Genomic DNA, 22,002 nt, shown 5'->3' on the forward strand with positions numbered 1-22,002 from the left:
TCCCCCTCATCCCAGCCTTCTCCCCGCAAGCGGGGAGAAGGGGCGCAGTGGCGAGAGCGCACCCCTCCTCCTCATTGAAAAACTCGTCAAGGAGTACCCCCGCCAGGGCGCGACCGCGACGCTCGGAAAGCTGTTCGGCCGCAAGCCGCCGGTCGAGCCCGATGTGTTCCGCGCCGTCGACGGCATCAGCTTCTCGATCGGCCATGGCGAGAGCGTCGGCCTCGTCGGCGAATCCGGGTGCGGCAAATCGACCACGTCGATGATGGTGATGCGGCTGCTCGACCAGACCTCCGGCCTGATCCAGTTCGACGGCGAGGACATCGGTGCGATGGCGCCCGCTTCCTTTGCGCGGGGGCCGCAGCGCAGCCGCATCCAGATGGTGTTCCAGGACCCGACCGACAGCCTCAACCCGCGCTTCACCGCCGTCCGCGCCATCGCCGACCCGATCATGCAACTCGGCGACGTCAGGGGGCGCGACGCGCTGCGCTTCCGCTGCGAGGAGCTCGCCACCATGGTCGGCCTGCCGCACAACCTGCTGGATCGCTTCCCGCACCAATTGTCGGGCGGCCAGAAGGCCCGGGTCGGCATCGCCCGCGCCATCGCCCTGCACCCGAAGCTGGTTATCCTTGACGAGCCGACAGCGGCGCTGGACGTCTCGGTCCAGGCCGTGGTCCTCAATCTGCTCCAGGACCTCAAGGCGCGGCTAGGTATGAGCTATCTGTTCGTCTCGCATGATTTGAATGTAGTGCGCTTGTTGTGCGATCGTGTCATTGTCATGCGGTCGGGTCGAATCGTGGAAGAGGGCTCCTCCGAAAGGGTCCTCAGCGATCCGCAGGACGACTACACCAAGGAGCTGCTGACGGCGATCCCGCATCCGCCGTTGCCGGTTCACTGAGATTGTTTGGGAGCGTAATGGCCGCCGAAGCCCTGGACGACTATATCGACGCCGTTTCCAAAGCGCTGGCGCTGCCGGTCGAAGAGGCCTGGAGGCCGGCGGTTCGCGCCAATCTCGAAGTGTCGCTGCGGCTGGGCCGCCTGGTCGATGAATTCGCGCTGCCGGACGAGACCGAGCCGGCGCCGATTTTTACGGTCTGACGCTGCCATGACGGTGTATCCCGAAATGACAGCTGCGGAGATCGCCGCAGCTATTGCCGCCCGCAAGCTGACTGCGGTCGAAGTCACGGAAGCGGCGGTGCAACGCATCACCGAGAACAACGCCCTGCTCGGTGCGTTCACTGACTTCACTTTCGGGCGCGCTCGTGCCAAGGCAATTGCCATCGATGCCGATGTTGCTGACGGTAAGCAGGTTGGCCCACTCGCCGGTGTTCCCTTTGGGGTTAAGAATCTGTTCGACGTTGCAGGGTTGAGGACCCTCGCCGGGTCGAAGATCAACCGCGACCTGCCGAAGGCCAAGCGCGATGCGACGCTGATCGAGCGCATGGAGGCCGCCGGCGCAGTCCTCGTCGGCGCGCTCAACATGGGCGAATACGCCTACGATTTCACCGGGGAAAACGTCCACGACGGTCCCTCGCGCAATCCGCATGACACCACGCGGATGAGCGGCGGCTCCTCCGGTGGCTCCGGCAGCGCCGTCGGCGGCGCGCTGGTGCCGCTTGCGCTGGGATCGGACACCAATGGCTCGATCCGCGTGCCGTCGTCGTTCTGTGGCATCTTTGGTTTGAAGCCGACCTATGGCCGGCTGTCTCGCGCGCGTTCCTTTCCGTTCGTTGCGAGCTTCGATCATCTCGGCCCGTTCGCGCGCTCCGTCACCGATCTTGCGCTCGCCTATGATGCGATGCAGGGCCCGGATGCGGATGATGCCGCCTGCACCACGCGTGGCCTGGAGCCGACGCTGCCGCTGATCGCGAATCCGGTTTCGGACCTGCGCATCGCGACCGCCGGCGGTTACTTTCAGAACAATTTGTTTCCCGAGGCCGTCGAAGCCGTCAGCCGCGTCGCCAAGGCACTCGGCGCGACGCGCGTGGTCGATGTGCCCGAAGCCGCGCGCGCCCGTGCGGCGGCCTATGTCATCAGCACCACCGAAGGTGCTTCGCTGCATCTCGATCGCCTGCGCAAGCGCCCCAACGATTTCGATCCGGCGGTGCGCGACCGCCTGATCGCGGGCGCCATGGTGCCGGCGCCGCTGGTCGACCGCGCGCAAAAATTCCGCCGCTGGTATCGCGCGCAATTTGCCGAGATCTTCAGATCGGTCGACGTGCTGATCGCGCCCGCAACGCCCTGCACCGCGCCAAAACTCGGCCAGGTCAATTTCGAGCTCGGCGGCGTCGAATTGCCGGTGCGCGCCAATATTGGCATCCACACCCAGCCGATCTCGTTCATCGGCTTGCCGGTGGTCGCGGTGCCGGTGCCGCTCGAGCCGTTGCCGATCGGCGTGCAGATCATTTGCGCGCCCTGGCGCGAGGACATCGCGCTGCGCGTCGCGTACGCATTGGAGAAGATGGGCGTAGCCGCAGCACCCGCACCGAGAGGATTTTGAGATGGAGATCGATCTCCCGGACGTGCTCGCGGAAGTCAAAGCCGCGTTCGACCGCTACGAGCAGGCGTTGATCACCAACGACGTCGCCGTGCTCGGCGAACTCTTTCGCAACGATCCCCGCACGCTGCGCTACGGCATCGGCGAGAACCTCTACGGCTATGAGGCGATCTCCGGTTTTCGGGCCGGCCGCTCTCCGGTCGGGCTCAGTCGCCGCACCGCGAAAACCGTGATCACTAGCTATGGCCGCGACACGGCCGTCGCCTCCACCCTGTTCTATCGCGACACCGCGCCCGGCAGGGTCGGCCGTCAGATGCAGACCTGGATTCGCTTCCCGGAGGGCTGGCGCGTCGCCGCGGCCCATGTCAGCATCATCGACGAGCCGAAAGAGACCTGACCGTATGACGCTTGACGATCTTCCGCCCGGAACAATGCCGGCCGAGCCGGTGGTGCCGCGCGTCGACCGGGCGCAACCGAGCGTGCACAAGATCACGCGCGCCGAGGAGCTGCGGCTTCAGCTTGCCGACGAGATCGTGCGTGGAACGCTGGCGCCCGGTTCGCCGCTTGATGAAACCGATATTGCGCGGCGCTTCAGCGTCTCGCGCACGCCGGTGCGCGAGGCGTTGCGACAGCTGGTGGCGAGCGGTCTGGTCGAGGCGCGGCCGCATCGCGGTGCGGTGGTGGCGCAACCCTCGTTCGAACGGCTGACGAGCATGTTCGAGGCGATGGCGGAGCTCGAGGCAATGTGCGCCGGGCTTGCCGCCGAACGCATGACCGCCACTGAGCGTCATGGGCTCGAAGCCATTCACGAAGAGCTGCGGGTTCTCAGCTACGCCGGCAATCCCGATCGCTTCCACGAGGTCAACGAACGCTTCCACAACGCGATCTATGCGGGCTCGCAGAACGGCTACATCGCCGAGATCACGCTGGCCACCCGGGTGCGCGTACAGCCGTTCCGCCGCGCCCAGTTCCGCAATCTCGGCCGATTGGCGAAGTCGCAAGCCGAGCACGACCGCGTCGTCGTCGCCATCATGCGCGGCGACAAGCAGGGCGCCGCCGCCGCCATGCGCGCGCATATCGAGCTGGTGCGCGGGGAGTATGAGATCTACGCGGTGTCGGTGTGATGTCGTACGGTGGGTTAGCCGAAGGCGTAACCCACCCCTGTTCGCCTCCGCGGAGATAGACGTTGGTGGGTTACGCTACGCTAACCCACCCTACGAGACCTGCGCCTTCGCGGCTTACGCCATGAACTTCCGCCAGCCGCCATACGCCGTGATATCGCGCGCTTCGCCCAGCACCTCCGGCTCGACGAGAAACCCTTTTACGCTGCGACCATCTGCGAGCCTGATCGTGCCGATCGCCATCGGCGCAGGGATCGCGTTGACGAACTTGCCGAAGGCGGACGACGACAGCGACCAGATCTCCAGTTCGATCGACGCGCCCGTGCCGGCTTCGACGCGCAGCATGCCGGGCTTCGGCGGCGTGGTCTTGAGGGCGTAGAGCTTGTAGTCCGGCGCGGTTTTCGTCGCTTCGATCAGCTTGCCGTTCAACGCCTTCAACTCGCCGTTCAGCGCCATTCCTGAGAGATGCGCGCCGACCACCGCGATCGGAATCTCGTCAATGCCGCTTGCAGCAAGCGGCGCGAGCGGTGCTTGCGCCACGCCATTTGCACCAACAGTCAGCTTCGTATCCGCATGGAATACGCGACCGATGCTGGCAAGCAGCGCATCGCGTCCTGCGGGTGCGAGCAGCGTGATGCCGAACGGAATGCCGTCCGCGCGCATCGCTGCGGGGATTGCGAGACCGGAGAGGTCGAGCAGGTTGACGAAATTGGTGTAGGTGCCGAGCCGGCTGTTGAGCTCGATCGGATTGGCGAGCACTTGCGCGGTCGTATAGGCCGTCGGCGCCGTCGGCAGCACCAGTGCATCGATATTGGTGAAGGTGCGCTCGGCGATCTTGCGCAGGCCCTGCAAGCGGTAGAGCGCGGAGAAGGTGTCGGCTGCTGTCAGCCGCGCGCCGGCCGCGGTGATCTCGCGCGTCACCGGATGAATCGAATCAGGCGCGGACGCGAGCAAATTCTTGATCACGAGATAGCGCTCGGCAACCCAGGGTCCTTCATAGAGCAGCCGCGCCGTCTCGTAGAACGGCTCGAGATCGAACTCGACCAGCGTTGCGCCGAGTGACGTCCAGCGCTTCAGTGCATCGGCGTATGCCGCTTCCGCCTTTTTGTCGCCAAAGAAGATCAGCTGCCCGTTTCGCGGCACGCCGAGGCGCAGATTGGCGGGGAACGGGGTGATCGCGCCAAGCGGCCGGTCGCGCGAGAACGGATCGGCCTGGTCCGGCCCTGTCATTACGGATAGTGCGAGGGCAGCGTCGTCCACCGTCAGCGCAAACACCGAGATGCAATCGAGCGTGCGGCAGGCCGGCACGAGCCCGGCAGTCGAGATCATGCCGAGGCTCGGCTTGAGCCCGACGATGTTGTTGAGCATCGCCGGCACGCGGCCGCTGCCGGCGGTGTCGGTGCCGAGCGATAGCGGTACGAGGCCCGCGCCGACTGCGGTCGCGGAGCCCGAGCTCGATCCGCCGGGAATCAGATCCTCGCGGATCGAATTTTTGGGAATGCCGTAGGGCGAGCGCACCCCGACGAGACCGGTCGCGAACTGGTCGAGATTGGTCTTGCCGATGATGATGGCGCCGGCCGCGCGCAGCCGCCCCACCGCGGTCGAGTCATGCGCGGGCGTATAGGAGAAAGCGGGGCAGGCCGCCGTGGTCGGAAAACCGAGCGCGTCGATATTGTCCTTCACCGCAACCGGGATGCCGTAGAGCGGCAGGCTCGCGGCATCTTTTGCGGCAAGCTTTTCGGCCTCCGCGATCGCGTCCTTCTCGTCGCGCAGGCTGATGAACACCGCGGGATCGTTGTGGTCGCGGATGCGCTGATAGGTCCGCGCGATCGTCTGCACCGGCGTGACAGTGCCGGCGCGATGCGCGGCCACAAGCGCGGCGATCGTTTCAGGCTGCTCAGCCCCCATTTCAGCCCTCATGGCGACAAAACTCCGGCAACTTGTCCTCACCCGGATTGAAGCAAGCGATGTGCCATTGTGTACAGAAACCGGGCAGCGCGGGTGCCGCGGATATTATCGTGAGATCAGTATGTTGGGGGATATTTCGATGATTGAGCGGGTCGCCGCGCCAGCGCCCTGTTACGGGCATCTGCCCAAATCGTAGGCAGACCGGATCAAGTGAAGTCGGCGAGGATCTGGAGCAGCCGCTCCCGGTTCGCCTTGCCGATCCTGGCCTCGACGTGCCGCTCGTGCTCGGCGGCGAGCCGCTTGAATTTTGCCAGTGCCGTTTCGCCCTGCCCGGTGAGGTGCAGAGCGTGGGAGCGGCGGTCCGTCTTCGACTTGATTCGCTTCACCAGCCTGCGCTGCTCCAGGCTGTCGAGCAGATGCACCAGTCGCGCGCGCTCGATGCCGAGCCGCTTGGCCACCGCCATCTGCGAGAGCCCGGGATTAGCGCCGATCACCGTCAGCACCGAATATTGCGTCGGCCTGATGTCGACATCGCCGAGCGTCCTGATGAAGTCCTGAAAGATCCAGATCTGGAAGCGCCGCACCGCATAGCCGGCGTGCCCGACCAGCGCGTCGACGCCGATCTCGTCCGTATCGATCCGCCGCGCGGCGCCGTTGCCGGCGAGTTTGCGTAGGGAAGTCTGGGCTGCGCTGGCTGTCACGTCTCGTCTCCTCGCGGGCAAGCTTAGCGCCTCGATGCCTCGAGCGGAAGATTGTTGTTGACGACAACAATTGTCCTGCCCAACATTATGACCAAAGCAGCCCGGAACGAGGCTGCGGCCGATCCGGGCATCCGGGCGGAGGAGGAAACCATGACAACCGCCGCACCTGGCGACGCTTCGAACCTGTTCGCAACGCCAAAAACCGTCGCCGAGCATCGCGCCGACGGCAGCGTCGTGCTGCGCTCGCCCGAGCCTCTTCGCGAGAGCGCGCGTTGCATCGGCGACTGGCTGGAGCATTTTGCGCGGCAGACGCCCGATACGATCTTCCTCGCCGAGCGTGACGGCGCCGATGCACCCTGGGCCACCATGACCTATGCGGGTGCCCTGCGGCGCGTCCGCGCGGCGGCGTCGTGGATTTTAGCGCAGGGACTCAGCGCCGAGCGCCCCGTCGTCATTCTCTCCGACAACAGTATCGATCATGCGTTGCTTGCGTTGGCCGCCCAGCATGCCGGTGTCCCCTCGGCGGCGATCTCGCCTGCCTATTCGCTGATGTCGAAGGACTTCGACAAGCTCAAGGGCATGATCTCGCTGCTTCAGCCCGGTGCGATCTACGTTTCCGCGACCAAGCCATTCGCGGCGGCGCTGGCCGCGATCAAGCCGCTGCATCATGCGCAGATCATCAGCGGCAATGCGAGCGATGCCGATGCGCTCGCCTTCCGCGCAGTTGCGGCAACGCCTGAAACCGCGGACGTCGCAAAAGCCTTTGCTGCGGTGACGCCTGATACGATCGCAAAATTCCTGTTCACCTCGGGCTCGACCGGCACGCCAAAGGCGGTCATCAACACCCAGCGTATGCTGACCTCGAGCCAGCAGGCCAAGGCGCAGACATGGACCTTCCTCGAACAGGCCGGCAGCGATCTCGTCATTCTCGACTGGCTGCCGTGGAGCCACACATTCGGCGCCAACCACAATTTCAATCTCGTGCTGCGCAACGGCGGCTCGCTCTATATCGATGGTGGCAAGCCTGCGCCCGGGCTGTTTGCGACATCGCTGGCCAATCTGAAAAGCGTGATGCCGACCGTCTATTTCAACGTGCCGCGCGGTTTCGACATGCTGATCGCGGCGTTGCGCGGTGATGAGGAACTGCGCCGCCGCTTCTTCGGCGAGGTGAAATTCGCCTTCTATGCCGGCGCGGCCTTGCCGCAGAATTTGTGGGATGCGCTCGAACAGCTTTCCGTCGAGACCGTCGGCCGTGCGCTGCCGATGGTTTCGGCCTGGGGCTCGACCGAAACCTCGCCGCTTGCGACCGACTGCCATTTCCTCGCCGAACGCTCCGGCAATATCGGCGTGCCGATTCCCGGCACCGAACTGAAGCTCGTCAGCTCCGGCGACAAGCTGGAGGTGCGCGTGCGCGGCCCCAACGTCACACCGGGCTATTGGAAGGCGCCGGAGTTGACGAAGCAGGCCTTTGACGAAGAAGGCTTTTATCTCATCGGCGACGCGGTGAAGCTTGCAGATGCCGAGCGGCCCGAGCGCGGCCTGTTCTTCGACGGCCGTGTCGCGGAAGATTTCAAGCTCAACTCCGGCACCTGGGTGAGCGTCGGCACACTCCGCCTCGCCGGCATCGCCGCGCTGGCGCCGCTCGCGCAGGATATCGTCGTGACAGGTCATGGTGGCGACGAGGTGCGGTTTCTGGTGTTCCCGAATATCGCCGCGTGCCGCGCACATGCAGGTCTGCCCGAGACGGCAAGCGTCGGTGAGGTGATCGCGCATGACAAGGTCAGGACCACGACCGCGCAGGGCCTCGCGAAGTTGAAGCAGCAGGGCGCCAACTCCGCCGGCCACGCCACCCGTGCGCTGCTGCTTGCCGAGCCGCCATCGGTCGACGGCGGCGAGATCACCGACAAGGGCTACATCAACCAGCGCGCCGTGCTGACGCGACGTGCGGATGCGGTGACGCGGTTGAATGATGATGCGTCGGCGGAATGGATCGGCTGCGCTAGTTAAACGCCGCTATCCGCGTCGGCTTCCTCTCGTGCCCCGGACGCAGCGCAGCACGCAGTGATGCGCCGCGGAGCCGGGGCCTATCTCGCTCAGTGCGCTTGGTCGCATGGGTCCTGCTCTACGCAGCAGCGTCTCACGCTGCAGCGCGTCCGGGACACGAGAGGGGGGCAAAGCAAACAGGCCAGCTATTCTGCCGCAATATCCTGCATGATTCTTTTGTTGCCGTAGCAACTAATTTGTGCGAACCGTTCCTGACAAGGATGACGGCGGGGAAACCGCTGCGTCGGATCGGAGGAAACGATGCTCGGCAGAGAGGGGGCCGCGGGCAAGCGCTGGCGCATGCCTGGGAATAACGGCGGAGTGCGCCCGGCGCGCGACCTGTCAGGCCTCTGTGCCGCCGGTCACCGCCCCCAAATTCTCGTGCAGCCGGCGCAACAGATCGATCAGCACCTCGCGCTCCTCCTTGCTCAGACAAGACAACAGCCGCCGCTCGCGCTCGAAGGCCGCGACGATGACCTTGTCATGCGTGGTGCGGCCCCTCGCCGTCAGCGAGATCGAATGGGTGCGGCCGTCATTCGGGTCGGTGCGGATCGACACCAGACCGCGCTTTTCGAGGCCCGCGAGCGTCCGGCTCACCGGGCCCTTGTCGAAACCGATGACGTGGCAGATGCGCGAGGCGGGAATGCCGGGCTCGATCGCCAGCAGCGACATGATCCGCCATTCCGTGACGTTGACGCCGAACTGCTTCTGATAGAACGCGGTCGCGCTGTTCGAGAGCTTGTTGGCGATGAAGGTGATGAAGGCCGGAACGTAGCGATCGAGATCGAGCGTCGGCCCGGTCTCGGCGGGCGCAGGCTTTTGGCGGGCTCTGGTCGTAGACGGCGGCATATCGGGATTCTGTCTCGCTTCGTGCGGGAAGACCTAAGGGTAAGCGCGGCGCTTTCACAAGATCAAAATGAGGGAGGACCTTTATGAGCGCACCCGGCTCGACCGCATCCGGCGTCCCGCATCTCGACGTCGATCCCTTCGACATGAATTTTTTCGCCGACCCGTATCCAACCCATGAGTTGCTGCGGGAGACGGGGCCGGTCGTCTATCTCGACAAGTGGAAGCTCTATGGTGTGGCGCGGTATGCCGAGGTCCATGCCGTGCTGAACGATCCCGCGACCTTCTGCTCCAGCCGCGGCGTCGGCCTGTCCGACTTCAAGAAGGAGACGCCGTGGCGGCCGCAGAGCCTGATCCTCGAAGCCGATCCGCCCGAGCACACTCGCACCCGCGCCGTGCTCTCAAAGGTGCTGTCGCCGACTGTGATGAAGGGACTGCGCGAGCGCTTCGCAGCCGCGGCGGAGGAGCGCGTGGATGCGCTGCTGGAGAAACGCAGCTTCGATGCGATTCCTGATCTGGCCGAAGCCTACCCACTTTCGATCTTTCCGGATGCGCTGGGCCTGAAGCCCGAGGGCCGCGAGAACCTCATTCCCTATGCGAGCCTGGTGTTCAACGCGTTCGGCCCGCCGAACGAATTGCGCAAGGAGGCGATCGCGCGCTCGGCGCCGCATCAGGCCTATGTCACCGAGCAGTGTCAGCGCGACAATTTGACTCCCGGCGGTATCGGCGCCTGCATTCACGCCCATGTCGACGAGGGTGCGATCACGGCGACGGAAGCGCCGCTGTTGGTGCGTTCGCTGCTGTCGGCTGGTCTCGACACCACCGTCAACGGCATCGGCGCTGCGGTCTACTGCCTCGCGCGCTTTCCTGATCAATGGGAGCGCCTGCGCGGCGACCTCACGCTCGCGCGCAATGCCTTCGAGGAGGCCGTCCGCTTCGAAAGTCCGGTGCAGACCTTCTTCCGTACCACCACGCGCGAGGTCGAGCTGTCAGGCGCGACGATCGGCGAGGGCGAGAAGGTGCTGATGTTCCTCGCCGCCGCCAACCGCGATCCCAGGCGCTGGGACAAACCGGACAGCTACGACATCGCGCGACGCACGTCCGGCCATGTCGGTTACGGCTCGGGCATTCACATGTGCGTCGGCCAGCTCGTCGCGCGGCTTGAAGGCGAGACGATGCTCTCGGCGTTGGCGCGTCGCGTCGCCAGCATCGAGATGACCGGCGAACCAAAGCGCCGCTTCAACAACACGCTGCGCGGGCTCGACAGCCTGCCGGTGACGATCACGCCGGCCTGATGCGACTGACAACGAAACAACGAATGGGGGAAGGAACGATGAAGAACTTGAAGTGGACGCTCGCGCTCGCTGCGAGCCTTGTCAGTGGCACGGCGGGCGCCGAAATTTCCGACAATGTCGTGCGCGTCGGCGTGCTCAACGACATCTCCGGGATTTTTCAGGACACCAATGGCATGGGCTCGGTCGAGGCCGCGCGCATGGCCGCCGAGGATTTCAACGGCGGGGCTAAGGGCATCAAGGTCGAGATCGTCTATGCCGACCACCAGAACAAGGCCGACGTCGGCAACGCCATCGCGCGAAAATGGCTCGATGTCGAGGGCGTCGACGCCATCGTCGACGTGCCGAATTCGGCGGTCGGCCTCTCCATCAACACGCTGCTGCGCGACAGCCGCATGACCTTCCTGGCGTCGTCGACGGCAAGCTCGGACCTCACCGGCAAGGCCTGTTCGCCCAACACGATCCAATGGGTCAACGACACCTGGGCGACCGGCAACACCACGGCGGCCGCGATGATGTCGCGCGGCGGCAAGGAGTGGTATTTCCTCACGGTCGACTACGCACTCGGCAAGGGCATCGAGGCGGAAGCGCAGAAATACATCGAGGGGCACGGCGGCAAGGTGCTGGGCTCGTCAAAGCATCCGCTCGGCACCTCCGACTTCGCCTCTTTCCTGTTGCAGGCGCAAGGCTCTAAGGCGCAGGTGATCGGGCTTGCGAATGCCGGCGGCGACACCATCAACGCGGTGAAGCAGGCCGCCGAGTTCGGCGTGCAGCAGAGCGGGCAGAAGCTCGTGGCGTTCCTGCTCTTCATCAACGACGTCCACGGCATGGGCCTCAAGGTCGCGCAGGGCCTCCAGCTCATGGAGGCCTTTTACTGGGACATGAACGACGACACCCGCGCCTTTGCCAAACGCTTCGCCGCGCGGCCCGGCATGAACGGCAAGATGCCGAGCGGCAACCAGGCCGGCGTCTATGCGTCCACGCTCGCCTATCTCAATGCGGTCGCGGCGACCGGCAGCGACAGTGCCAAGGACGCGGTGCCTGAGATGAAGAAGTTCAAAGGTAAAGACAAGCTGTTCGGCGACACCGTCATCCGCCGGGACGGCCGCGTCGTGCATCCGATGTATCTCTTCGAGGTGAAGAAGCCGGACGAGTCGAAATATCCGTACGACTATTACAAGCTGGTCTCGACGATTCCCGCGGAGCAGGCGTTCCGGCCGCTGGCGGAGGGTGGGTGCGAGCTGGTGAAGTAGGGGGCGGCAACGGTCTCGTGCCCCGGACGCGGTGCAGCGCGAAGCGTTGCGCCGCAGAGCCGGGGCCCATGGCTGCTGGGTCCCGGCTCTGCGTCGCGTCATTTCATGCCGCGCCGCGTCCGGGACACGAGAGAGGCGCCCTACACCACCTTGCTGCTCCCCTGCGTGATCAACCTCGCTGCCCGTTGATCTCGCGCGTAGATCCAGAGCCAGCTCAGCGCGACACTCAGCCGGTGACGCAGGCCGATCAGGAAGTAGATGTGGGCGATGCCCCAGATCCACCATGCGATGGTGCCGCGTAGTTTGATCTTGCCGAAGTCGATCACGGCGAGCCGCTTGCCGATCTGCGCGAGGCTGCCGGAGTGTTTGTAGCGGAACGCTCCTTTGTTCTCGCCACGCAGGCGGGCTTTGATGGTCTCGGCAACGTGTTGCCCCTGCTGCTTGGCCGCCGGCGCAATGCCGGGCACCGGCTTACCGTCCCAGGCGTTGATCAAAACGGTGTCGCCGATCGCAAAGATCTCGGGATGGCCGGGAATGCTGAGATCGTCTTCGACCTGCACGCGCCCGGCGCGATCGGCCGGCGCGTTCAGCCATTCCGCCGCGGGCGAGGCGCGCACGCCGGCGGCCCAGATTCGTGTCTTCGCCTCGAGCAGCTTGCCACCGAACACCACGCCCTCACGATTGATCTCGGTGACGGCTTGCCCGAGCACGACCTCGACGCCGATCTTTTCCAGCGACGCCTGCGCATAGGCCGAGAGATCGTCGGGAAAGCCGGCGAGCACACGCGAGCCGGCCTCGATCAGCACGACGCGCGCCTTGTGGGTGTCGATGTTGCGGAAGTCGGCGGGCAGCGTGTGATGCGCCATTTCGGCGATGGTGCCGGCAAGCTCGACGCCGGTCGGGCCGGCGCCGACGATGACGAAGGTCAGCCGCGCCGCGCGCTTGGCCGGATCGGTCTCGCGCTCGGCGTGCTCGAACGCCACCAGGATGTGACGGCGCAAGGTGGTGGCATCCTCCAGCGTCTTCAGGCCGGGCGCCCATTGCTCCCATTCGTCATGGCCGAAATAGGCGTGGCGCGCGCCGGTCGCGAGCACCAGCGTGTCGTAGGGCACCTCGCTGCCGTCGTCGATCAGCACGCAGCGCCTGTCAGCATCGACGCCGCTGACGGTCGCAAACAACGTCGTCACCTCGCGCCGGTCGCGCATCAGATGTCGCACCGGCCAGGCAATCTCGCTGGTCGCGAGCGAGGCGGTCGCGACCTGGTACAGCAGAGGCTGGAACAGATGATGGTTGCGGCGGTCGATCAGCGTGATCTCGACCGGCGCGCCCGCAAGCCGGTGGGTCGTCTCCAGCCCGCCAAAACCAGCTCCGACGATGACGACGCGATGCGGTGTCGTGGTCATGGTGTGTCCTCGAATCTCGCCAAGTCTGTTCTGCATTTAAGTGCGGATTGGGTGCCGCGGTCCAATAGTCGTCATCAATGGGCATATAGGCCGGGTGTATCGATCCCCCGCGAAAAAGCGCCGCAGGCTCAACCCGTCCTAGGTCGGAGTGAGTAGAATTATATTTCTTGCTATCCCTGATTGGGGCGAAATATGGTGCAGGGGCGCGCGCTGAGCCATTGGCGGCGCGACAGATTTTGCGTTCAATAGAGACAGACCCGGGTCGGCGATCACCCCGTTTCCGGGATCAATAATAAGGAGGGGAGTGGTTATGAGGACGGCATTCTGGCTGGCAGGCGCGGCTGCGCTCGCGCTGGCAAATCCGGCATTCGCCGGCGACACCATCAAGATCGGTTTCGTCTCGACCTTCAGCGGCCCGACCGCCGTGATCGGCAACGACATGCGCAACTCCTTCGAGCTCGCGCTCGATCACATGGGCCGCAAGATGGGCGGCAAGCCGGTCGAGGTGATCTACGAGGACGACGGCCAGAAGCCGGATGTCGGCAAGCAGAAGACCGAGAAGCTGGTGCAGTCCGACAAGGTCGACTTCATCGCCGGCTACATCTGGTCGAACGTGCTGCTGGCCTCGCTCAAGACCGCGGTGGATTCGCAGACCTTCCTGATCTCGGCCAATGCCGGCCCGTCGCAGCTCGCGGGTGAGCTGTGCTCGCCCTACGTGTTCTCGACCTCATGGCAGAACGATCAGACGCCGGCCGCCATGGGCCTCTACATGAACGCGAATGGCGTCAAGAGCGTGTTCCTGATCGGCCCGAACTACGCGGCCGGAAAAGACATGCTTTCAGGCGTGAAGAGCACCTTCAAGGGCGAGGTCAAGGGCGAGGAGTATACGGTCTGGCCGAGCCAGCTCGACTTCTCGGCCGAGCTGGCGAAAGCCCGCGCCTCCGGCGCCGAATCGATCTTCGTGTTTTATCCCGGTGCGGCCGGCGCGCAGTTCCTCAATCAATATGTCCAGGCCGGCATGAAGCCCACCATGCCGCTCTACACCGCTTTCACGGTCGACGAGACGACGCTGCCGTTGCAGAAGGAGAATGCGTTCGGGGTGCCCGGCGCGCAGGAATGGGTGAACGACCTCCCGAACGAGCAGAACAAGAAGTTCGTGGCCGACTACCGCACGAAATATCCGGGTGCCCGGCCGAGCTATTACGGTGCGCAGGCCTATGACGCGGCGCAACTCATCAACAGCGCGGTGGTCGCCGTCGGCGGCGACACGTCCAAGAAGGATGCGATGAAGGCCGAGATGGAGAAGGCCAACTTCAAGTCGCTGCGCGGCTCGTTCAAATACGGCAACAACCACATCCCGATCCAGAACTTCTACCTACAGGACGTGGTGAAGGGCGCCGGGGGCGAGCTCGCGCTGAAGACCGTCGCCACCATTGTCACGAACGACCAGGACCGCTTCCACGAGAAGTGCCCGATGAAGTGAGCTCTATCCTCTTCCCGAACCGTGTCCTCCCCCTCTGCCCGTTCTTACGGGGAGAGGGGGGAGGGGCGCCTACACCCGCGGCATGCTCGTAGGCCGCACCTCTCGGGCCTGCGCTGCCAGCCTGATGCCGGCATTGGCCGCGCCAAAGCCCTGATAGTTCCTTCGCTCCACGATCTCGAAGAAGAACCGCTCGTCGAAGATGTGCGTGTAGACCTGGAAGAATTCCCCGTCTCCCTCGCGGTCGTAGAGGATGTGGTTGGCGCGCAGCTGCGCCATCAATTCCGGCGCGAGATCGTATTTGGCTTCGATGTCGTCGTAGTAATTGTCAGGGATATCCAGGAAGTCCGCGCCGCGGGCGCGCATCTCGGCAACCGCCGCGAAGATGTCCCGGCACGTGAACGCGACGTGCTGCACGCCTGAGCCGAAGAACTCCGAGATGAAGCGTGCCGGCAGCGTGCGATTGGCGGAGGAGCCGTTGAGCACGAAGCGCAGGCTCTGGTCGGTGTTGATGACGGCCTGGCTCTGCACGAGACCCCTCGGATCGGCGATCTCCATCTGCGGCAGCCGCTTGAGGTCGAGGATGCCGGTGTAGAACAGCAGCCAGGACAGCATCTCGTCATAGGGCATCGACTGCGCGATGTGATCGACGGCAAGCAGCGCGTCCGCGCTTGCGTCACTTGCAACCGGTTCGAAGTCTGTGTCCCAGTTCTTGCCGGCCTGATCGAGGAAATAGAGAAGACTGCCGCCGACGCCGTGGATCGCGGGGATCTCCAGCTCGCCCGGGCCGACCGGCTGGTAGAAGGTGCGTGCCTTCAATGTTTCGGCGCGTTGCATGGCAAGCCCGGCATTGTCGACATCGAGCGCGATGGCGCAGACCCCGGGGCCGTGCGTCACGTAATGCGAATGTGCAAAGCCGTCGGTCTCGCAATTGATCACGAGCTCGACCTTGCCTTGTGACCAACGCTCCACCGCCTTGCTGCGGTGCTTGCCGGTCTTGCGGAAGCCGAGTTGCGACAACAGACCGGCAAGCTCGCCGGCCTTGGTCTCGTTGACGGCAAACTCGATGAACCCCGTGCCGCTGCTCCTGGCCTTCGGCGCCAAGGGCTCGCTGATGAGTTTCGGCCAGTCAGGCGCAAGCTGGTCCTCCAGCAGGATCAGCGAGCGCAGGCCATCGACCGCGGTTTGCGTGGCCGAGCCGGCGCGGAACTGGTCGTTGAATATCTCCAGCGACCACGGGCCGGCATAGCCGGTGGCCGCGATCGCCTGCATGAATTCGCCGACCGGCAGATCGCCCTGGCCGGGGAAGGAGCGGAAGTGCCGGCTCCAGGACAAAATGTCGAGCTCGAGCTTCGGCGCGTCGGCGAGCTGCACCAGAAAAATCTTGTCGCCGGGGATCGAGGCCATCGCGCGAACCGGAAAGCCGGGGGCCAGCGCGTGAAAGCTGTCGAGGATGACGCCGATCGCGGGATGATCGGCGCGCCGCACGATCTCCCAGGCATCGCGGTAGTCGTTGACATGGCGGCCCCAGGCCAGCGCCTCATAGCCGACGCGCAAACCGCGCTTCACCGCGCGGTCGCCAAGTTCGCGAAAATCATCCGCGGCGCGGTCGATGCCGCCGAGCGAGGCGGGCGAGACGTTGGAGCAGATCAGCAGCAGATCGGTGCCGAGCTCCTGCATCAGGTCGAACTTGCGTTCGGCGCGGGCAAAGTTGCGGGTGCGCTGCGGCTCCGGCATGCCCTCGAAATCGCGGAACGGCTGGAACGCGCAGATTTCCAGATTGAGATCGCGGCAGAGCTTTGCGATATCGCGCGGGCCTGCGCCGAACGAGAGCAGATCGTTCTCGAAAATCTCAACGGCGTCGAAGCCGGCGGCGGCGATGGCGCGAAGTTTTTCGTCCAGTGCCCCTGAGAGCGAGACGGTCGCGATCGAGCGCTTGGTCATGCTGCATTGTCCTCCATCGCGCCGCCCAGGAACAATTGTCCGATGCGGGGATCATTCAGAATGCGCTTCGCGTCGTCGACCATGCGGGTCTGGCCGAGTTCGAGCACGATGCCGATATCGGAAATCTCCAGCGCCGAGCGTGCGTTCTGCTCGATCATCAGGATGGTGACGCCGCGATCACGCAAGCCTTTGAGGATGTCGAAGGTCTGCTGCACCATCAGCGGCGACAGGCCGATCGAGGGCTCGTCGATCAGCACGAGCTTTGGCTCGAGCAACAGCGAGCGGGCGATCTCGAGCTGCTTCTGCTCACCGCCCGAGAGTGTGGAGGCCTGCTGCGTCGACTTCCGTCGCAGCGCTGGAAACAGATCGAGGGCCGCCTCGATCCGCGTCGGCAGGTCGATGCCCTTGCCCGCGGAAACGCCGCCGAGCTCGATATTGTGGCGCACGGAAAGCTCGGGAAAGATGTTACGACCCTGCGGCACGTAGCAGATGCCGGCATTGAGCAGCGCGCGCTGGCTCAAGTTCGTGACGTCGCGGCCCGCAAAGCTGATCTTGCCCTCGCGCAGCTTCAAGAGGCCGAAGATCGCCTTGAACACGGTGGACTTGCCGGCGCCATTGGGGCCGATGATGGTGGTGATGGTCGCCTGCGGCACAGCGAAGGTCGTGCCGTTCAGGATCGTCATCTTGCCGTAGCCGCCGACGAGATTGTGAACCGAGAGGATTGGGTCGCTCATGGTCTAATGTCCCAGATAGGCTTCGATCACGGCCGGATTTTTCCGCACTTCGTCCGACCGCCCCATCGCCAGCACCTTGCCTTCCGCCATCACCATCACGCGCGAGCACAGCGACATCACGAATTCCATGTTGTGCTCGATCACGACGAAGGTCGCGTTCTTCTCGCGGTTGATCGCGACCAGCCGCTCCTTGAGATCCGTCAGCATCGATGGGTTGACGCCGCCGGCGGGTTCGTCGAGCAGCACCAGGCGTGGCCCGCCCATGAAGGCCATGGCGGCATCGAGCAGCTTTTGCTGGCCATAGGAGAGGCCGCCGGCGGGCTCTGCTGCAAGATGATCGAGCTTGAAGAAGCCAATCATCTGGTTGGCGGTATCAGTCAGTCCGGCATCGGAGCGGCCGACCAGGCGCGAGGCCATGCTGCCCTGGTGCTCCTGTCCCGCGAGGATCAAATTCTCGCGCACCGAGAGTTTTGGAAACACCTGCAACAGCTGAAAGGTGCGGCTGACGCCAAGCTTGTTGAGTTCGGCAGGCCGCAAGCCGGTGACGATTTTGCCGTCGAGCTTGACCTCGCCGCCGCTGGGCGTGAGCTGGCCAAGGATGCAATTGAAAAGGGTGGACTTGCCGCAGCCGTTCGGCCCGATCAGGCCGAGGATCTCGCCTTCGCGCACGTCGAACGAGACGCCGTCGACCGCGCTGATGCCGCCGAAGTTTTTCCTGATATTGGTGACTTCGAGCACCGCGCTCATTGCGCCGTCTCCAGGCGCGACTTTGCGACGGCGCGCAGCGCGGAGGCCGCCTTGGTGCGGCGTTCGGCCATATGGCGATCGAGGATTCCCAAAATGCCGGTCGGCGACCAGATCAGAAGCCCCATCACCGCGACCGCGTAGATCATCAGATAATAGCCTTCGGTGAAGCGCAGCCATTCTGGCAGCAGCACCGCGATCATCGCGCCGAGGAACGGACCGAGGAAGAAGCCGGCGCCGCCGACGATCACCATCATCAGCAGGTCGAGCGAGAGCGAGAGGTTGAACGGTACGGGATCGATATATTGCGTCAGCGGCGCATAGAGCGCGCCGGCGACGCCGCCGAGCGCCGAGCCGATCGCGAACGCCATCAGCGTGTAGCGTCTTGTGTCGATGCCGAGCGACTGCGCGCGTAGCGGGTTTTCGCGCAGCGCCATGAAGGCGCGGCCCCAGGGCGAGCGGATCAGCCACCACACCGCGATCGAGACGATCGCGAGCGAGCCGAGACAGACATAGTAGAACGGCAGTGGCTTGTTGGTGGCGATCCCGAAAAAGTGCGGGCGCGGGATGTTGGAGATGCCGTAGATGCCGCCGGTGAGCCAGCTCTCGTTGCGGAATACCAGGAAGGCCAGCGTCGAGAAGGCGAGCGTGACGAAAGCGAGATAGTGGTGCTGCACGCGCAGCGCGGGATAGCCGAGCACCCAGCCGACCGCGAAGCTCAAGGCAATCGCGACCACGATCGCGGCCGGCAGCGGCCAGCCATGCGTGGTCATGATGGCGGCGGCATAGGCGCCGATGCCGACGAAGGCGCCTTGCGCCAGCGAGACCTGACCAGCATAGCCGAGCGTGAGGTTCAGCCCCATCGCGGCGATGCTCATCACCGCCCACTGGCTCAGGATGAACAGGCCGTAGCGGTTGAAATTCATGGGGACGATGATCAGGCCGGCGATGACGATGAGGCCGAGCGCGATCTTCAACGGTTTGGCGAAGCCGCTCATACCGTGCGCTCCTCGGCGCGGCCGAGCAATCCTTGCGGCCGGAACAGGATGACGGCGATCAGGAAGATCATCGGCACGGCGGCGCGGTACTGCGTCGAGACATAGGCGGCCGCGAGATTGTCGAGCACGCCGATCAGGAGGCCGCCGGCGATGGCCCCGCGCACCTGGTTGAAGCCGCCGACGATCGCGGCGATGAAGGCGGCCTGGCCCAGCACCTCGCCGGAGGAAAACTTCGCGAGGTAGATCGGCGTGATCAGCATTGAGGCCAGCGCGACCAGGAAGGCGTTGATCAGGAAGGTCAGGAGGATCATGCGCTCGACAGGGACGCCGATGATGCGCGCCACCGTCGGGTTTTGCGCGGCCGCCTGCATCTGGTGGCCGAGAGAGGTCCGGTTCAGCAGCGCGGTCAGGCCGAAGACGGCAAGAATGGCAACGACGAGGACGCCGATACTTTGCAGCGACACCGCATGGCCGAGGATGGAGATGTCGCCGGTGGGCACGATCGACGGGAAGGGCGAGGCTTCCGCGCTGAAGAACTGCTTCACGGCTTCCTTGAGGCCGATCGCGAGCGCCATGGTTGCGATCGCCAGTGGCAGCACGCCATGGCGCGTCATCGGATCGACCAGCAACATCTTGAAGGCGAGGCCGAGCAGGATCATCGAGAGCAGGATGCCGAGGATGATCGCGAGCCAGAACGGCGCGCCCGCGTGCATCGCCGCCAGCATCAAAAACGCCGGCAGCATCACGAACTCGCCTTGCGCGAAATTGATGGTCTGCGAGGTCTGCCACAACAGCGTGAAGCCAACGGCAACCAGCGCATAGATTGCGCCGGTGGCTAACCCTGCGACCAGTAGATCGAATAGGTTGGACATTTTCCTCGCTCGTGTCCCTTGCCCCGCTCTATCGTCTTCCTCTCCCCGTAAGAACGGGGAGAGGGCGAAGAAAGAAGACTCTCACTTCACCTTCGGCAACACCTGCTTCACCACCTGCTTGCCTTCGACCACTTCGACCAGAAAGCTCTGGCGGTCGATGTCGCCGGTGTCGCTGAAGGTGACGTCCATCAAAATGCCCGGCTCGTCCGCGGCCTTGATGGTCAGTCCGTGCAGCGTGTCGGCGAACGCTTTGGAATCGACCTTGCCCATCTTGTCGGTAGTGGCTTTCACCATGTAGACGGCGAGATAGCCCTTCAGGCCGTTATGGTCGGGCACGTATTTGTACTTCTTCGCAAACTTGTCGCGGAACGTCTTGATCAAATCGACCGGCGCATCGGTGGTGAGGCCGACATGGCCGCGCGCGCCGTTGGCGGCGTCGCCGGCAAGCTCGATCACCTTCTGGCCGATCAGTGTGGTCTCGCCCATCAGCGGCGCGGTGACGCCCTGGCGCTTCAGCTCCTTCAGGATACGCGCGCTCTCCTCCTCGTTGAGATAGACGAACACCGCGTCCGGATTGGCGGCCTTGATCTTGCCGACGTCGGCGGCGAAATCGGCCTGGCCCGCTTCAGTGGAGAGGTCGGCGACGACCTTGGAGCCGAGCCGGTCGAGCTCCTTGACGACGACATCGCGCCCGCCGCGGCCAAAGTCATTGTTGACCCAGACCACCGCAACCGTCTTCGCCTTCATGTCGTCGTGGATGTACTTTGCGACCTTCGGCATCGACGACTGCTGGCCGAAAGACGTGCGGAACAGGAACTTGTTTCCGGCTTGCGTCAGCTCGGCGGCTTCGCCGCCCATAATCTGCGCGATGCCGGCTTCGGCGGCGAGCGGCGCGGTGACCTTCACCGAGCCGGAATAGCCGGGCCCGAGCAGCACATAGGGCTCGGCGTCGAGCGCCTTCTGTACTTGCGCACGAGCAACGCCGGGATTGGATTGCGAGTCGGCATGGGTGACCTCGAGCTTGCGGCCGAGCACGCCGCCCTTGGCGTTGATCTCCTCGATGGCGAGATCGATGCCGTTCTTCCAGTTGGTGCCGACCGTGGCGCCGCCGCCTGAGAGCTCGGCGACATCGGCGAGCTTGATCGCCTGGGCGTGGGCGCTGGTTGCAGTCGCGAACGCAAGCAGGGCGCCTGCCAGTAATGTGGTTTTCATATCACTCCTCCCTTTGTATCTTCAGTTCTGGCGACGGCCTTGTGTCCGGCCGTTTCGGTTACGCTGCGTGATAGGCTGCGCTTCGTGCTGCCATCACCTCGTCAAATGCCTCTCCCATGACCTCGGCCGATGGGGCAAGGCCCGTGAACAGTTCGAAGGCGTCGGCGGCCTGGTAGATCGCGAGCTCGCGCCCGGTCATGATCCGCGCGCCCTTGGCTTGCGCTGCCGCCAGCAGCGGCGTGATCAGCGGCGAATAGACGGCGTCCGCGACCCACAGGTTTTCGCGCAGCAGCGTGGCCGGGACCGGGATGCCCCGGTTCGGCAGCATGCCGACCGGTGTGCCGTTGACGAGGCCGGTTGCGCCGTCGAGCGCGTCCTCGACGCTTGCGGCCACCCTTGAAGTCACCTTGGCGCCACCTTGTTTGGCAAGCAGCGCGGCGAGTTTTTCGGCGCGCGCCGGCTCGCTGTCGAAGATGCGGAGGTCGGCGACCTCCAGGCCCGCCAGCGCAAAGGCGATCGCCTTGCCGACGCCGCCGGTGCCGATCACGGCGACCGCGTTTCCGGTGGGAGCCAGCAGCGGCGCAACGGCGCGCGCAAAGCCTGTCGTGTCGGTGTTGTGGCCGATCAGCCTGTTACCCTTGACGACCACGGTGTTCACCGCCCCCATGGCGGCCGCCCCCGGCGCCAGCTCGTCGAGCAGCGGGACCACTGCCTCCTTGTAGGGAAACGTGACGTTGACACCGGCAAAGCCAAGCCGCCGCACGCCTTCGAGCATCATGGCGAGCCCGGCTGCGTCGGCGCCGGCCACTTCGATGAGCTGATAATGACCGCGCAGGCCAAGCGCCTCGGCGGCGCGTTCATGCATGGCGGGGGAGGCGGAATGCGCGATAGGCGCGCCGATCAGGCCGGTCAGGAGCTTCTTGGATGCGGCAGGTCCGCGCTTTGACATGATCGACT

General features: G+C 64.7%; 20 protein-coding genes. 9 read left to right on the forward strand and 11 right to left on the reverse strand.

Going from position 1 to position 22,002, the window contains the following annotated elements:
• The 5 genes from IVB29_RS22225 to IVB29_RS22245 all read left to right on the forward strand — a co-directional run.
• A partial coding sequence (locus IVB29_RS22225; RefSeq protein WP_247505527.1) for an ATP-binding cassette domain-containing protein occupies positions 1–895 on the forward strand: 895 nt, incomplete at its 5' end.
• Between the two features lie 17 nt (positions 896–912).
• Positions 913–1,095 (forward strand): DUF4089 domain-containing protein, encoded by a 183-nt coding sequence (locus IVB29_RS22230; RefSeq protein WP_247505528.1) that lies wholly within the window; start codon positions 913–915, stop codon positions 1,093–1,095.
• A gap of 7 nt (positions 1,096–1,102) precedes the next feature.
• On the forward strand, positions 1,103–2,497 hold the full coding sequence (locus tag IVB29_RS22235) for an AtzE family amidohydrolase (protein WP_247505529.1): 1,395 nt from the start codon (positions 1,103–1,105) through the stop codon (positions 2,495–2,497).
• Position 2,498: 1 nt separating this feature from the next.
• A complete protein-coding gene (gene hpxZ / locus IVB29_RS22240) occupies positions 2,499–2,891 on the forward strand; it encodes an oxalurate catabolism protein HpxZ (RefSeq protein WP_247505530.1) in 393 nt (130 codons plus the stop codon).
• Positions 2,892–2,895: 4 nt separating this feature from the next.
• Positions 2,896–3,618, forward strand: a complete 723-nt coding sequence (locus IVB29_RS22245; RefSeq protein WP_247505531.1) for a GntR family transcriptional regulator — start codon at positions 2,896–2,898, stop codon at positions 3,616–3,618.
• Between the two features lie 114 nt (positions 3,619–3,732).
• Here IVB29_RS22245 and atzF read toward each other — a convergent pair whose 3' ends face one another.
• Both atzF and IVB29_RS22255 read right to left on the reverse strand, forming a co-directional pair.
• Positions 3,733–5,535, reverse strand: a complete 1,803-nt coding sequence (gene atzF, locus IVB29_RS22250) for an allophanate hydrolase (RefSeq protein ID WP_247505532.1) — start codon at positions 5,533–5,535, stop codon at positions 3,733–3,735.
• A 194-nt stretch (positions 5,536–5,729) separates the two neighbouring features.
• A complete protein-coding gene (locus IVB29_RS22255) occupies positions 5,730–6,224 on the reverse strand; it encodes a MarR family transcriptional regulator (protein ID WP_247505533.1) in 495 nt (164 codons plus the stop codon).
• 150 nt (positions 6,225–6,374) lie between these two features.
• On the opposite strand from IVB29_RS22255, the gene IVB29_RS22260 reads away from it, so the two are divergent.
• A complete protein-coding gene (locus IVB29_RS22260; protein WP_247505534.1) occupies positions 6,375–8,231 on the forward strand; it encodes a feruloyl-CoA synthase in 1,857 nt (618 codons plus the stop codon).
• 378 nt (positions 8,232–8,609) lie between these two features.
• Here the strand turns inward: IVB29_RS22260 and IVB29_RS22265 are convergent, their stop codons facing one another.
• The gene (locus tag IVB29_RS22265; protein ID WP_247505535.1) at positions 8,610–9,116 is read right to left on the reverse strand and encodes a MarR family transcriptional regulator; all 507 of its coding nucleotides are present in this window, start codon (positions 9,114–9,116) and stop codon (positions 8,610–8,612) included.
• A gap of 83 nt (positions 9,117–9,199) precedes the next feature.
• On the opposite strand from IVB29_RS22265, the gene IVB29_RS22270 reads away from it, so the two are divergent.
• Together IVB29_RS22270 and IVB29_RS22275 are read left to right on the forward strand one after the other, a co-directional pair.
• On the forward strand, positions 9,200–10,408 hold the full coding sequence (locus tag IVB29_RS22270; RefSeq protein WP_247505536.1) for a cytochrome P450: 1,209 nt from the start codon (positions 9,200–9,202) through the stop codon (positions 10,406–10,408).
• A 38-nt stretch (positions 10,409–10,446) separates the two neighbouring features.
• On the forward strand, positions 10,447–11,658 hold the full coding sequence (locus IVB29_RS22275; RefSeq protein ID WP_247505537.1) for an ABC transporter substrate-binding protein: 1,212 nt from the start codon (positions 10,447–10,449) through the stop codon (positions 11,656–11,658).
• A 140-nt stretch (positions 11,659–11,798) separates the two neighbouring features.
• Here IVB29_RS22275 and IVB29_RS22280 read toward each other — a convergent pair whose 3' ends face one another.
• Positions 11,799–13,061, reverse strand: a complete 1,263-nt coding sequence (locus IVB29_RS22280) for an NAD(P)/FAD-dependent oxidoreductase (protein WP_247505538.1) — start codon at positions 13,059–13,061, stop codon at positions 11,799–11,801.
• 310 nt (positions 13,062–13,371) lie between these two features.
• Here IVB29_RS22280 and IVB29_RS22285 point away from each other — a divergent pair, with 310 nt between their 5' ends.
• The gene (locus tag IVB29_RS22285; protein ID WP_247505539.1) at positions 13,372–14,544 is read left to right on the forward strand and encodes an ABC transporter substrate-binding protein; all 1,173 of its coding nucleotides are present in this window, start codon (positions 13,372–13,374) and stop codon (positions 14,542–14,544) included.
• 69 nt (positions 14,545–14,613) lie between these two features.
• Here IVB29_RS22285 and IVB29_RS22290 read toward each other — a convergent pair whose 3' ends face one another.
• The 7 genes from IVB29_RS22290 to IVB29_RS22320 all read right to left on the reverse strand — a co-directional run bounded on the left by IVB29_RS22290 (position 14,614) and on the right by IVB29_RS22320 (position 21,994).
• Complete coding sequence (locus IVB29_RS22290) at positions 14,614–16,485, reverse strand: sugar phosphate isomerase/epimerase and 4-hydroxyphenylpyruvate domain-containing protein (protein WP_247505540.1); 1,872 nt, start codon at positions 16,483–16,485, stop codon at positions 14,614–14,616.
• On the reverse strand, positions 16,482–17,219 hold the full coding sequence (locus IVB29_RS22295) for an ABC transporter ATP-binding protein (RefSeq protein WP_247505541.1): 738 nt from the start codon (positions 17,217–17,219) through the stop codon (positions 16,482–16,484). Before IVB29_RS22295 ends, IVB29_RS22290 begins: the two co-directional genes overlap by 4 nt.
• A 3-nt stretch (positions 17,220–17,222) precedes the next feature.
• The gene (locus IVB29_RS22300) at positions 17,223–17,966 is read right to left on the reverse strand and encodes an ABC transporter ATP-binding protein (RefSeq protein ID WP_247505542.1); all 744 of its coding nucleotides are present in this window, start codon (positions 17,964–17,966) and stop codon (positions 17,223–17,225) included.
• Entirely contained in the window at positions 17,963–18,961 is a 999-nt protein-coding gene (locus IVB29_RS22305) for a branched-chain amino acid ABC transporter permease (RefSeq protein ID WP_247505543.1), read from the reverse strand. Before IVB29_RS22305 ends, IVB29_RS22300 begins: the two co-directional genes overlap by 4 nt.
• Complete coding sequence (locus IVB29_RS22310) at positions 18,958–19,833, reverse strand: branched-chain amino acid ABC transporter permease (protein ID WP_247505544.1); 876 nt, start codon at positions 19,831–19,833, stop codon at positions 18,958–18,960. The genes IVB29_RS22305 and IVB29_RS22310 overlap by 4 nt, the downstream gene beginning before the upstream one ends.
• An 81-nt stretch (positions 19,834–19,914) precedes the next feature.
• Positions 19,915–21,045, reverse strand: coding sequence for an ABC transporter substrate-binding protein (locus IVB29_RS22315; protein WP_247505545.1), 1,131 nt, complete (start codon positions 21,043–21,045; stop codon positions 19,915–19,917).
• Positions 21,046–21,103: 58 nt separating this feature from the next.
• A complete protein-coding gene (locus IVB29_RS22320; RefSeq protein ID WP_247505546.1) occupies positions 21,104–21,994 on the reverse strand; it encodes a shikimate dehydrogenase in 891 nt (296 codons plus the stop codon).
• Between the last annotated feature and the right edge of the window lie 8 nt (positions 21,995–22,002).

It is taken from the genome of Bradyrhizobium sp. 1, from assembly GCF_023073315.1.
GTDB lineage: Bacteria > Pseudomonadota > Alphaproteobacteria > Rhizobiales > Xanthobacteraceae > Bradyrhizobium.

Bases quoted from the DNA above. Each gene is read 5' to 3' on its own strand.
- IVB29_RS22245 (WP_247505531.1), top strand. From the start codon at position 2,896: ATGACGCTTGACGATCTTCCGCCCGGAACAATGCCGGCCGAGCCGGTG.
- IVB29_RS22260 (WP_247505534.1), top strand. From the start codon at position 6,375: ATGACAACCGCCGCACCTGGCGACGCTTCGAACCTGTTCGCAACGCCA.
- IVB29_RS22235 (WP_247505529.1), top strand. From the start codon at position 1,103: ATGACGGTGTATCCCGAAATGACAGCTGCGGAGATCGCCGCAGCTATT.
- IVB29_RS22290 (WP_247505540.1), bottom strand. From the start codon at position 16,485: ATGACCAAGCGCTCGATCGCGACCGTCTCGCTCTCAGGGGCACTGGAC.
- IVB29_RS22275 (WP_247505537.1), top strand. From the start codon at position 10,447: ATGAAGAACTTGAAGTGGACGCTCGCGCTCGCTGCGAGCCTTGTCAGT.
- IVB29_RS22315 (WP_247505545.1), bottom strand. From the start codon at position 21,045: ATGAAAACCACATTACTGGCAGGCGCCCTGCTTGCGTTCGCGACTGCA.
- IVB29_RS22305 (WP_247505543.1), bottom strand. From the start codon at position 18,961: ATGAGCGGCTTCGCCAAACCGTTGAAGATCGCGCTCGGCCTCATCGTC.
- IVB29_RS22310 (WP_247505544.1), bottom strand. From the start codon at position 19,833: ATGTCCAACCTATTCGATCTACTGGTCGCAGGGTTAGCCACCGGCGCA.
- IVB29_RS22320 (WP_247505546.1), bottom strand. From the start codon at position 21,994: ATGTCAAAGCGCGGACCTGCCGCATCCAAGAAGCTCCTGACCGGCCTG.
- IVB29_RS22230 (WP_247505528.1), top strand. From the start codon at position 913: ATGGCCGCCGAAGCCCTGGACGACTATATCGACGCCGTTTCCAAAGCG.
- IVB29_RS22265 (WP_247505535.1), bottom strand. From the start codon at position 9,116: ATGCCGCCGTCTACGACCAGAGCCCGCCAAAAGCCTGCGCCCGCCGAG.
- IVB29_RS22270 (WP_247505536.1), top strand. From the start codon at position 9,200: ATGAGCGCACCCGGCTCGACCGCATCCGGCGTCCCGCATCTCGACGTC.
- IVB29_RS22300 (WP_247505542.1), bottom strand. From the start codon at position 17,966: ATGAGCGCGGTGCTCGAAGTCACCAATATCAGGAAAAACTTCGGCGGC.
- IVB29_RS22295 (WP_247505541.1), bottom strand. From the start codon at position 17,219: ATGAGCGACCCAATCCTCTCGGTTCACAATCTCGTCGGCGGCTACGGC.
- IVB29_RS22280 (WP_247505538.1), bottom strand. From the start codon at position 13,061: ATGACCACGACACCGCATCGCGTCGTCATCGTCGGAGCTGGTTTTGGC.
- IVB29_RS22285 (WP_247505539.1), top strand. From the start codon at position 13,372: ATGAGGACGGCATTCTGGCTGGCAGGCGCGGCTGCGCTCGCGCTGGCA.
- atzF (WP_247505532.1), bottom strand. From the start codon at position 5,535: ATGAGGGCTGAAATGGGGGCTGAGCAGCCTGAAACGATCGCCGCGCTT.
- hpxZ (WP_247505530.1), top strand. From the start codon at position 2,499: ATGGAGATCGATCTCCCGGACGTGCTCGCGGAAGTCAAAGCCGCGTTC.